Source organism: Bartonella sp. AD328YNZD (assembly GCF_042196425.1).
The window spans coordinates 1-11,870 of the sequence record NZ_JBHIQG010000049.1 but is presented as its reverse complement, the minus strand read 5'-3'; the positions used below and the strand labels follow the sequence as shown (position 1 = coordinate 11,870).

Below are 11,870 nucleotides of genomic sequence, written 5' to 3'. Positions count from 1 at the left end.
TTTAGCGCTCTTAATTTATCTTGGAGAGATTGAAGGGTAGCGCTAATGAGTTTTTCACCTTCTATTCTTGCAGTCGTATTGCCAGAAGGAGGAGCTGGCAGATAGGCAAGCGCTTTGGTTACAAAACTTTATCCAAAGGATTGCTTTCAGCAAGAAGTGTCGTAGGTATGTTATAAAGAAAAGAATAACCGGTATTCCAAGGTAGGTTTGTGCAAATCAAAAAGGCAACACAGTATGGAGTTGTGCAGCCTTTTTATGCAAGCAAATGGGAAAATAATGCTCACTTTACAGCCTTTTCTTAGAACTGATAACGTATTCCACCAGAAAAGCTCGCTCCTGTTATACCCGTTTTTTGCAGCTTTTGTTGGTAACTAACATCACCATGAAGTGCGATATTGTGGGAGAGTTGTGCATTGATGCCCAAACCGCCTTCAATAGTAGTTCCGGCAGGATCAAGGTCAAATTCCCTACTAATCTGTATTTTCCCATCATCACTAAAGGTTTTAAGAAAGTTCACTTTTCCATAAAAAGAAAAGGGATGATCGCTTTCGGCAGAAACAGTTTTAGTTAAACGTCCGCCAATCCGAACCAACTATTGGGAAGGATTTTTCATATCAATTTCTAGATTATCAGCATCTTTCATGGTGTCAAACGACAATTGTTGATAAACAATTTGTGCTTATGGCTCAAACTCTATCCCTGCCATTCCTGTAGCAAATTCTTTTCCAATGGTAGCCGAAGCGCTCAAGGTTTTTGCACCCTTCAAGTTTGCGGCATTCTCGATGTCAGCCGTAGTGATATTTCCATCGATCATGCCATAGGAAGCTAGGACATCGACATATAAGCCATTGTTGTGTTGTATGCTGCCATAAGCTGTAACCGCCCATTTATTGAGTGTGCTTTTGTCTGCACCCTCCATATCCTTAGGTGTGAAAGAGAGTTGCCCATAGGTTCCCATAAGTCCAAAATGCATGGTGATTTTTGGCTTTCCATTGCAGCTAATGCACCACCTGCTTGTACGGCAGCATAGCGAATATCAGCGCCATAGCCATATTTGAAGGGACCACGCTCAGAGGTTAAGGTAGCAGTGCTACCATAGGGTGAAAAGAAGAAAGAATAATTTTTTGTTGTACGGATATCAGCTAACAATTTGCTTTGCTTAGTAATATCGGTAAAACCAGCGTAGAAGAGAGCGTTAGGCATCACGATATAGCTTGCCACTTGCGGTACGACAGCTTCCACATGTGGACCAGGGACAGAGCCACCGGAACCGCCGCCGCTGCCAGAACCGCCATTGCTACCACCGGAGTTAAGAAATGCTTTATGCAAGCGGAAATCCCAGAAGTTTTCATTTTTTTCATCAAAGAGGTTTTGCTCAATATTGGCTGTGCCATGGCTTGCTTCTGGTCCATAAGCAGTTAGTGTGTATTTATAAGGCAAACCATCTCTTGTGATATAACCATTGGCTAATTTGAAGGAGTCTTCCATCGCTTTTTCAGAGACTTGGATAAGGGAAATACCGCCTGCATTCGAGGGAGATACAGCGTTTTCTACACTGTTTTTACTCCCTACATCACTCTTGATATAAACTGTTGTTGTACCTGATGCATCGCCATGAATGAGAACTCGATCGGTTTTTTGATCATCTACTGCAACCCCATCGCTCCATGCCATGTTAAAGTGAATTTCTGCGTTTCCAGAAGCGTTATAGACTTCTGGAGTATCTTTTTTACCAGAACCGATATGTAATGTGTGGTAATGGTTTTCTATTGGTTTTTCAAAAACAATTTTGCTGTCATTGAGATTGAGTACAGAAACATCAGAACGTGATCTTTGAGTGATATCAAGAAGATTTCCGCCATGGTCTTTTTCTTGTGTGCTTGTTTTTAGGAACCATGTTGTGCCATTTTTTAGATCGAAAGTTGTTCTACCATTTTTGTCATTGTTTACTCTGCCTTGTAAAGTCGTGTCATCGGCAACCAGTGAGAACGCTCCATCGGGTTGTGTTTCATTCATTGTGTTTGTAAGTAACGTATCAGAAAGGATTTTTGAGGTTTTGAAATTAACTTTTCCTGTTGATTGCTGTACACTGATCCCAACACCATTTTCAACTTGTAGTGTTGTATGCATCAAATTGATCTGTGAGATTTTATCTTTTTGAGATTTATCGAACCTTATGCCATTGTTTTCTGCTTTTGCAGTAATCTTTGTTCCGTTAATCTGCTCGCCATCCTTTATGACAAATGCGGCTCCTCCTGCTTTTACATTTCCTTCTATCATTGCAATTTTAGAGTTTATTCCGTCTGCATAGAGCCCATCACCATAAGATATTACTGTAACATTGACGTCTAAAGTAATGGTACTATCATTTTGAGCTTTTTTGCTAATTATTTCAGTATCAAAGGTTCCTCCCGATATTGTTATTTCAGAATGATTATCTGCATTTATACCATTTCTTGTGTTTTTAACAGTTACGTTTTTTAAAGTAACTTTACTTTCAGAAGTATTTACTCCTATTCCCGTCACGGTTTCGTAGTTATGGCTTTTTATTATTAGATTTTCCAATTTGTTTTCGTTACTTTTGCTGTTGTTAAAAGAAGCACCAGTTCCTATTGTGGTAATGACTCCTTCATTTAACTTGATTATAGCACCATCATTTGCTTCGATCCCGATTAAAACATCTTCAATCGTTGTATTTTGCAAATTGATCATACTATTTTGGGAATTAGCACTTGCGCCAATCCGTTGCCATCTGTTTTAAGGAGAGCATTTGTGACAGTAATACGTCCCCACGTTGCTGCTACCATAGTAGCTTCTTTCCCGGTTATTTTGATAGGACTATCTTTTGATCCGGTTACTTTGATTTCACCACTACCTTCTGTTACAAGTCCAAATGCAACATCTTTAATCTCTGTATTTCCATTCAATTCAATCATGCTGTTTTGGTCTATAGCTTTTGCGCCCATTCCGTTGCCATCTGTTTTGATAAGAACATCCGTGACAATGATATGCCCAGAGCGTACTGCATTCAATCCGATTTCTTTTGCGGTGATTTTGATGGGCGTATCTTTTGATCCATATACCCTGATTTCGCCTCTGCCTGTTTCGTTACTGCCTGTTGCTTCGAGCCCGATAGAAGCATCTTTAATCTCTGTATTTCCAGACACAGTAATTGTGCTATAAAGGGCATTTACACGGGTTCCGCTGCCACCCGCTTTTATAATAACATCTCTGAGCGTGATTCGCGTATTGTTTTGTGCTACTATTGCAATTCCTTTTCCAGTGACTTCTCCTCCTATCATCTGGACCCATGATTCTGGATCTTCTACAAAGAATCCATATTTATTAGAGGTTATTTTAACATCGTCTGTTAGAGTAATAGAGCCACCACCATTAGCACTCACTTGTCCATTAAAGGATCCCCCTGATACAGTTACGTTAGCATTTTTTCTTACCTCTAAAGCTTTGCTAGCTGAAGAAGTTACATTTTCTAGCATGTTTTCGTTACCATAATCAGGTCTGCTGTTGAAAAAAGAGACAGCAAATGCTTGAGCTGTAATGGACCCTCCAGTCATTTTAATTGCAGCATCATTTTTTGCTTCAAGTCCGCGGAAAATATCAAAATCAGTTCCTTTAATGGTTGTGTTCCATAACTCAATATAACTACCTTTCTTTTCAGCGGATACAGCAAATTTCATTGTGGGATTAGTGGAGTTATTTGTGTCTTTATTTCCGATGATTGCTAAATTAGTGCCATAGATTTTGCCGCTATCTAATGCTTGAAGGTTTTCATAGGTTGCTCCTGTTGTAGCCGTTTTCTTTTCTCCTTTACCAGCTTTAAACTTTTCAGCAGCTTGTAGGTTGTGAGGGGTGCAAAACAGCAAAATTGCTGCAGCAGTTGTGCAGGATAAAAGGGATTTTTTAGACATTTCTATTTTCCTAACTTAATAAGCTCCGCATGTTTTCCCCGCTTAGAAGTAAGAAAAATAAACAATTAAAATTTTTTACAATACTTACCTATTAGTTAATTTGTTGTTTTTTATCAAATATTATAAATTTACTTTTTAATAAAATAAATCATTTTTATTGTTTAATAAATAGTATATTAATAATTAATATATATTAATACTTAAAATCTTTTAAAGAAAAACATCAAATGAGATACAAAACAATATTTTTGTTATGAAATAACTTAGGATTGAAATATTTTCGTTTAAAAGCTTTGTCTTGAAAGAGTAAAAGCACTTTCAGTAATAAGTAATAATAGTGGAAACAAATGACAGGTTGGTAGGGATTTTTCTGTTGGAAGTAAGTACAAGTTTCTACTCATCATCTTGAGAAAGAGGAAGTGAGGCGATTTCTGTATCAAGCGCATCCATAAAATCGATAATAAAAGCAGCATTGGTTCCCAAATCTCTTGGCAAATAACGAGAAGCAGAACGCATATCAACAAAAGTTGTATCCCCTTCATTCGTTAAACGAATAACAATATCTGAAATAAAGCCAAGGTAAAAAGTTTTGGCCATTGTTTCAATATAAAGCGCATCTTCTTCACCTTTAAACTTTTTTTGAGCTACAACAGGCCAATCATAGGCTTCTAAAACATTGAGAACAGATTCGCGAATACGGTCAGGTGATCCATCATAACGGCGCCCTGACATTTCTGGCCATTGTGAGATCTGTAATGTTGCTTGTTCAGTCAAAACACTTTTGAGCGGTAAAGCATCGCTGGGACGTATTGTGCGAAAAAAAGCCGGCGGGTTTTGTGTATCGGTAGAAATATCATAAAGAGCCGGTAAGGTAAACCAAAGTCCCAAAAAGAGCATCAATGGTGTCGCAGTTATTAATGAATAAATGATCCCTTTTAAAGCTTTCATTCCCCCTAGAGCACCATAGACCCACAAACTATGAAGTGCTTTAATAGCCAGAAAAAGAGAAATAATTATACAGCCAGTAGAGATACCTATCAAGATTATGAAGTCGCTTACGTTAAGTACGGAAAAACGTTGTAAAATGACCGAAAATAATAAAATAAAGAAGGCTAAACCACCAAATCGAGGGGACCATACTGCTGCTCTTGAAACGAACCGAACATATCTCTTCTTCATGAAGTTTTTCCCCTCAATTGTAAACTATAAGCGAAGTTTTTTCAGAGTGCTATCTTACAAAAAGCTTCTGCTCATAAACCAAAAATAAAGCACTTATTTTTGAGGTCAAGGATGCGTAATGTCTTATAAGTTTCCAGCGGTTATTTTAGCACTTCATTGAAAGTGATCAGTATTTCTTCTATAGTTTATCATGTTGTTGATGCGAACTTTATGGGAATTTTTGTAAATAAAAAGAAGTAAACTCAAATAACAAGTTCTACGGTTGTTAGCAGCATATATTTTTAGAACTTTACTCTTGATTTTTCTCTTCTAATGGCGGGGAGTTTTTTCTGTCAGATAATGCGTCTCAAATAGGATATGATTATGTGCAATAGAGATTTCATTCTACCTCAATAAAAAATTGAGGGATCTACAATCAGATAAATCTGAATTCGAATATTTGATTAATAGAGAAAAAAGATAACCATTTTGATAGGCTTCATGTATTTTGTACAGAAAGTAAGGTATTGTACAAATGAGAGGTTAGTCCGTTTTTATTCATAAAATATGCGACAGGTCGCAGATGAAAGAAAAGCTTCACTTTCTTTTTTTGCAAGGGAAGAAGGGACAAAAATACGTAAAATAACAAACCCTTCATTCAAATTTTTAGCAACCAAAACTGAATTGGCATTTTTTTTAGGTTTTGATTTTTTGAGTTCTATGATTTGTATTGGTTTTCCAATGATAAGATCGAGTATCGCATCAGGGGCTGTTCGGTCATTAAGGCTATAGAAAATAATTCCGTCGTGTGTGTAGGCTGCTAGTGACCAAAATTGTCGTGTTTTCAAAGCTTTTAAATGAACAGGTCCATTTTCAAGATTAAATCTGCAGACTTTAAGAAGAAAGAGTGGATCAGCAGATTGTTGAATAGGATTATCAGGAGTAAAATCGACAAATTGATAAGAGGTTCCAGATTTTTTTAGTGCTGTCCATATATTATCTTGTGCCCAATAGGGGATCAGAAATAAAAAGCAAATATGAACGATAATAGCGCCAATGATTGCAAGAAGTGCGGTATAAATGAATCTAATCACAATTTATTTGTCCTGATGGAATTTGTTCTATAGAGGGCATTGTGAGCTTTTGTAATGCCGTTGCTGAGATGATTGGAGTATCGTATAAAGTAAGAATAAGCCCGAATTCTTTTTGACTAATTGTTGCAAGCCAATTACCGGTTTGCGGTGTGGGTGAAATATTGATGCGGAATGATCCATCATGCTCATAGATAATATTATTAGTGTGAAGTTCAAAAGGTATTTCTTTGGATGAAGTATAGGGTTTAAGGGATTTGTCAGCTGTATAAAGGGTAAAAAGACGGGTTTCAGGGATGGTGCCTTTGAGCAAATAATGACAGTGATGATGAAGTGGACGCCCTTGGTTATCTTGCCAAATCTGGAATTGAATACCTTCAGTTCGTCCGAGTGAAACAATACCTCGTTTGGCAGTGCGAGCGCGGGTATAAGGATCCATATTGGCGGTTCCTACTTGTGGATAAGCGCTCCATTTTCCAATTGTAAAGTGTCCAAAATGATGAAAGGAATTGAGCACATAATCGACACTCAGTGTTCCACATAAAATGGAAAAAGCGAAGATAAAAAAGAAAATGGTGATATTAAAAAACATCAGTGAATATCTTGAATTCAAAATGTTGAATCTCCAGTTGTTTTCATCTTCAAAGAGATTGAAGAAGTTTTTTCAGATCTTTGTTAATCAATCGCACGATATTTAATGTTTCAGGAGAAAGCGTAGAGGGTATTTGGGAGGAAACTTCAGAATCTGCATGGGCGGAAAGTACTGGAGGCTGATAAGGAAGGAGAGAATCTTTAACACCATAGAGCTGTTTGAGCATAATATTTTGATGCGCAGCAAGCATGATACGATGCCATATCATGGCAGGAACGCCACCCCCAAAAGCACGATTCATCGGTGAAAAATTATCATTTCCCATCCATACCGCTCCCGTATAATTTCCCGTAAAGCCAACAAACCAAGCATCACGATAAGATTGTGATGTTCCAGTTTTCCCAGCGACAAGAGTCATGGGCAACGCAGCACGCTTACCAGATCCTCGTGTTGTGACACCCACCATCATTTGATTCATATAAGCTGCTGATTGTTCACTCAGAACTCGGTGTAGTTTTTTTCCGTTATGTTCGAAATCCCACACAACACGATCATCAATTGTTTTGATTTGCGTAAACCCATGACGATTACCCGCTATTCCTCCATTGGCAAAGACATTAAAGCCTGTAGCTTGATCCATGGGGGTCATGTTGGAAGTGCCAAGAACCATCGTTTTGTGTGATAAAATATGCGCGTTAATCCCCATATTCTTGATGAGATCTATGATAGGTTGGGTATCGCGGTTAAGATATTGGTAGGTGAGATAAACAGGGACTGTATTAATGGAAAAGGCTAAAGCTGTTGCTAAGTCAATTTTTCCCAGATAACGACCAGAATTATTTTTGGGTGTCCAACCTCCCCAATTGATGGGAGCATCTAGAACGATTGTTGAGGGTGATAATCCATGTTCCATTGCGGCTGCATAAACATAAGGTTTGAATGAAGAACCAGGTTGTCGACCGCCCTGTGTTGCTCTGTTAAATTGGCTCTTTTTGTAATCTAGTCCTCCAACAATTGCACATACCGCACCGTTATTATCGAGTATAACGGTGGCTGCTTGTGTTACACGATATTGTTGACCATATTGATGTAAATGATAGGCAATTGATTCTTCTGCTGCTTTTTGAATATTCGGATCAAGGGTCGTTTGAATAATTAAACTATGGCTTGGAAGTTGATTGCGCATTTTTTTGACTTCCTCGAATGCCCAATCAAGAAAATAATCAGGCTGATTATTGTCTATTTGGGGAAGGGCCCTAGCAGGGTGGCGATGCGCATTGATAATCTGGCTTTTCGTCATAAAGCCACTATTAACAAGATTAGAAAGGACGACATTGGCACGTGTTTGAGCAGCAAAGAGATGACTATGAGGGGCATATTTTGTTGGAGCTTTAAAGAGTCCTGCTAACATAGCAGATTCACTCAAAGATACATGACGGATATCTTTTCCAAAATAAAATTTTGCAGCGGCTGCAATACCAAAATTGTTTCCTCCCATATAGGCTCGATCAAGATAAAGTTGCAAAATCTGCTTTTTGCTAAAATTTGCTTCTAGCCAAAGAGCAAGATAAGCTTCTTTGATTTTACGTGTTATGGTTCTCTCGTTTGTTAAGAATAAATTTTTAGCCAATTGTTGTGTGAGAGTTGAACCACCTTGCACCACCCCTTTAGCTTGAATATTTTGTGAAATTGCCCGTGTAAGTCCTTGAAAATCAACGCCCCAATGATCAAAAAAACGACGGTCTTCTGTGGCAAGAACGGCTTTAATAACAGTGTCAGGCATTTCTTCAACAGGGACAGAAATAGCCGGCATTGCACCACGGTGTCCAATTGGATTTCCATAGAGATCGAGAAAAAGAATGGAAAAGTTTTTAGGAGAAGACCAATCTGTTTTGGTAAGTTCAAAAACAGAAATGCCCAAAATGGTGAAAAGAGTAAATCCCATCAACCCTAATGTTAGTATTTCATCGAGAACTTCAACGATAAAACGTTTCCATCCTTGAAGATGAAAATTTTGTGAGACGATTTTTGCCTTTTTCCAGAAAAAACTGTTAGCAGAACGAATGTGATAAAGCGCTGTGTCTAATCGTGCGTCTAATTCAATGAGAGCAGGACTATGAAATGGCTTACGGTGTTGCCCTTTCTTTTTTTTAAAAAAATCAAACATTTAAAGAGAGCCTATGGCAAAGCAATACAACCAAACAAATCTACAATAAGTATATGGAGTAGAAGTATTTTTTTTCTATAGTTATAACAGAGAAAGAATTTGTTTTAGAATTATGCATTTTTTGTAAGATAGTATATTAATATTTTATTATTTTATTGAATAAATTTTATTCTCATTATTAAAAATATTTTTTTGATTTTTTAAAAATTTGGATTAATGTTAATATGTTACTTCTGTAAGATAGAGGATAAAGTTTTTCCATTTGTGATTTTTTAATCGACCAAAAAAAACCATTATTTCTTTTATCCTTTATCAAGGAAGAGAAGAGATGGGTTATTGAAATATTTATGATGAAAAAAAAATTCTTGTTTGTAATAATAGCAGCTTTTTTAGAAGCAGATTATGTTCTAGCTTCGGGGTGTGCTGAATTAGGTAAGAAGGCTGCTGCGCAAGAGAGCGGGGTTCTCGTCCGTTCAAAACCGGTTGTTCAGGATGGAAAGGACATGTGTGCAATTGTGGTTGTTGTACCAGCCCGTAATGGTGAAAAATTACGTCGTGTTGAGTTTTTTGTTCCTGCTGATTAGTTTTTGGCAGATGGTGTTGTGATGCGTATCTTAATCGTTGAAGATGATCGGAATCTTCACCATCAATTAGCAGAAGCTGTAAGACGTGCAGGATATGTTTCCGATAGTGCTTTCGATGGTGAAGAGGCTTATTTTTTAGGTAGCACAGAGTCTTACGACGCGGTGATACTTGATATAGGTTTACCGCAGATTGATGGTATTAGTGTTGTTGAAAAGTGGCGTCAAGAAGGGCTCTCCATGCCTGTTTTAATGCTAACAGCGCGAGACCGTTGGTCTGATAAGGTGCACGGTATTGATGCTGGAGCTGACGATTATGTTGTGAAGCCATTTCATTTGGAGGAAGTGATGGCGCGCTTGCGAGCATTAATTCGTCGCACTACGGGACATGCGACGAGTGCATTATGTTGCGGAAATGTTTTGTTGGATACAAAGACGTCTCGTGTTTTTGTGGATGGTCAATTGATTAAACTAACATCTTATGAATTCAGACTGCTTTCGTATCTCATGCATCATTGTGACAGGGTCATTTCAAGAACAGAGCTTACTGAACATCTTTATGATCAGGATTTTGATAAGGACTCGAATACAGTGGAAGTCTTTGTAGGTCGGTTACGGAAAAAGCTTGGAGTGGATTTGATTGAAACTATTCGAGGAATGGGATATCGCGTGAGAACGCGAGGTGATTAATGAATGTTTTTGAAGAGAATAATTGGTATAGGAGGTTCTTTTTTGTAATTACTCGATCTCTCAGTTTACGTGTTATGATCTTATCAACATTATGGGTTGTTATTTCTCTTTTATCGATTTCTGCAGTAAGTATTTTATTTTATAAGCGTTCAACTGAACAAAGCCTAGAGCGTATCCTTTCTGCTCAACTCTACAGTCTTATTGCAACAGTGACGGTGTCATCGGAAGGTACCTTGATAGGAGGGGCTGGGATTGATGATATTCGTTATTCTGATCCAACAACAGGATGGTATTGGGAAGTTGTTTCGATATCCCATAATTTAAAAGGAAGATTGACATCTCCTTCATTGGGAACAGGCGAGATATTTACACCAAGTGATGTTGATATACCTTTTGACAATAAATTCTTTCGCTCTTATCGGATAACGGGGAACAATGGTCAAAAGCTACAAGTGATTGAGAGTGATGTTGTTCTTGATAATAAAAATCATATTGCACGTTTTCGGCTTGTTGGGAATATCGATGAAGCTCATGCCCAGGTAAAGGGATTTAAGCGAACTTTGCAAATTTTTCTTTGGAGTTTCGGTCTCGGGAGTGTTCTTATTAATATTGCTATTATTTTCTTTAGTTTTCAACCGTTAAAGCTTATTCGACGTGCATTGAATGATATTCGCGAAGGAAGAGTTCATTATGTGAATACGGATTTAGTAAGCGAAGTGATGCCGCTTGTACAAGAGATGAATGCTCTCATTAATAATAATCAGCGTATTATCGAGCGATTTCGCACACAGGTTGGTAATCTCGCGCATTCATTGAAGACGCCTCTATCCGTGATTATGAATGAGACAGATAAGATGCGCGGAGAAAAGGCTAGTTTGTTGAGAGAGCAAACGCAAATAATGCAAGCTCAAATCAATCATTATCTTCAGCGTGCGCGGATTGCAGCACAATGCGATAGTGTTGTCTATCATACGTCTGTTCGCAGTGTGCTTGAACGCTTGGTGCGGGTTATGAAAAAGCTTAATCCTGAAAAACAAATTCAATTTATTATGGATGTTGATGATATTGTTTTTTCTGGAGAGAAGGAAGATTTAGAAGAAATTATAGGAAATTTGATTGAAAATGCTACTCAATGGTCTCGCGCAAAGGTTTTGATCTCTTGTTGTTTAGAAGAAAATGCTGAAGAAACAGAATATTTTAGTATCTTTGTAGAAGATGATGGTCCTGGTTTAACAGAAGACAAAATTGATGAGGCATTAAAAAGAGGGCGGCGCTTTAATGAAAGTAAACTAGGGTCAGGCTTAGGGTTAGCAATTGTTTCAGATATGGTCAGTGAATATGGAGGCAATCTCTTTTTATCACGTTCTGATTTGGGTGGGTTGTATGCAAAAGTTTTATTACCTAAGATGGGAGAATAACATATTTTCTCCTTAAGCAAGAAATGTCTATAAATTTTGTAAAGCAGTATTTTCAGACAATACATTAAAGAGTAAGGAAACATTGTTTTTAGTTTCTTTGTTTAATTGATATATATATAATAGATTTTATAATATTCTCCATGAAAAAATGAATTTTTATTAATTCACATCACTCTTCTTATGAAGAGGATAAAAGGTAAGCGAGAGATTCTCTGTTGGTATTGGAAAAAAGTGATATGCTCTT

The 11,870-nt window shown here is 37.5% G+C and carries 7 protein-coding genes and 2 pseudogenes; 3 read left to right on the top strand and 6 right to left on the bottom strand.

The genetic code is table 11. The features are described 5' to 3' along the window. Positions 1 to 298 precede the first annotated feature (298 nt). The 6 genes and pseudogenes from ACFIO3_RS03990 to ACFIO3_RS03965 form a co-directional block, all read right to left on the bottom strand. Positions 299 to 2,466 (bottom strand): annotated as a pseudogene (locus ACFIO3_RS03990) (autotransporter outer membrane beta-barrel domain-containing protein); the annotation flags it as partial. 242 nt (positions 2,467 to 2,708) lie between these two features. Further along, positions 2,709 to 3,929 carry a hypothetical protein gene (locus ACFIO3_RS03985; RefSeq protein ID WP_375614982.1) on the bottom strand — a complete coding sequence of 407 codons (1,221 nt, stop codon included), beginning with the start codon at positions 3,927 to 3,929 and terminating at the stop codon, positions 2,709 to 2,711. A 393-nt stretch (positions 3,930 to 4,322) separates the two neighbouring features. Beyond that, a complete protein-coding gene (locus ACFIO3_RS03980) occupies positions 4,323 to 5,108 on the bottom strand; it encodes a DUF1499 domain-containing protein (RefSeq protein WP_375614981.1) in 786 nt (261 codons plus the stop codon). 533 nt (positions 5,109 to 5,641) lie between these two features. Next, the gene (locus ACFIO3_RS03975) at positions 5,642 to 6,181 is read right to left on the bottom strand and encodes a hypothetical protein (protein ID WP_375614980.1); all 540 of its coding nucleotides are present in this window, start codon (positions 6,179 to 6,181) and stop codon (positions 5,642 to 5,644) included. Beyond that, positions 6,174 to 6,770, bottom strand: a complete 597-nt coding sequence (locus ACFIO3_RS03970; protein ID WP_375614415.1) for a DUF1214 domain-containing protein — start codon at positions 6,768 to 6,770, stop codon at positions 6,174 to 6,176. Before ACFIO3_RS03970 ends, ACFIO3_RS03975 begins: the two co-directional genes overlap by 8 nt. A 17-nt stretch (positions 6,771 to 6,787) precedes the next feature. Then, a pseudogene (locus ACFIO3_RS03965) lies at positions 6,788 to 8,937 on the bottom strand (transglycosylase domain-containing protein). 347 nt (positions 8,938 to 9,284) lie between these two features. On the opposite strand from ACFIO3_RS03965, the gene ACFIO3_RS03960 reads away from it, so the two are divergent. Genes ACFIO3_RS03960 through ACFIO3_RS03950 form a run of 3 tightly spaced genes read left to right on the top strand, consistent with a single transcriptional unit; the run spans position 9,285 to position 11,626 of the window. After that, positions 9,285 to 9,521, top strand: a complete 237-nt coding sequence (locus tag ACFIO3_RS03960) for a hypothetical protein (protein WP_375606372.1) — start codon at positions 9,285 to 9,287, stop codon at positions 9,519 to 9,521. Between the two features lie 21 nt (positions 9,522 to 9,542). Beyond that, positions 9,543 to 10,208 carry a response regulator transcription factor gene (locus tag ACFIO3_RS03955; RefSeq protein WP_375606371.1) on the top strand — a complete coding sequence of 222 codons (666 nt, stop codon included), beginning with the start codon at positions 9,543 to 9,545 and terminating at the stop codon, positions 10,206 to 10,208. Further along, positions 10,208 to 11,626, top strand: a complete 1,419-nt coding sequence (locus ACFIO3_RS03950; RefSeq protein ID WP_375606370.1) for an ATP-binding protein — start codon at positions 10,208 to 10,210, stop codon at positions 11,624 to 11,626. Before ACFIO3_RS03955 ends, ACFIO3_RS03950 begins: the two co-directional genes overlap by 1 nt. The last annotated feature ends 244 nt before the right edge of the window (positions 11,627 to 11,870 follow it).

Excerpts from the sequence above, each read along its gene's own strand:
- ACFIO3_RS03980 (WP_375614981.1), bottom strand. The coding sequence starts at position 5,108 with ATGAAGAAGAGATATGTTCGGTTCGTTTCAAGAGCAGCAGTATGGTCC.
- ACFIO3_RS03955 (WP_375606371.1), top strand. The coding sequence starts at position 9,543 with ATGCGTATCTTAATCGTTGAAGATGATCGGAATCTTCACCATCAATTA.
- ACFIO3_RS03970 (WP_375614415.1), bottom strand. The coding sequence starts at position 6,770 with ATGTTTTTTAATATCACCATTTTCTTTTTTATCTTCGCTTTTTCCATT.
- ACFIO3_RS03960 (WP_375606372.1), top strand. The coding sequence starts at position 9,285 with ATGATGAAAAAAAAATTCTTGTTTGTAATAATAGCAGCTTTTTTAGAA.
- ACFIO3_RS03950 (WP_375606370.1), top strand. The coding sequence starts at position 10,208 with ATGAATGTTTTTGAAGAGAATAATTGGTATAGGAGGTTCTTTTTTGTA.
- ACFIO3_RS03985 (WP_375614982.1), bottom strand. The coding sequence starts at position 3,929 with ATGTCTAAAAAATCCCTTTTATCCTGCACAACTGCTGCAGCAATTTTG.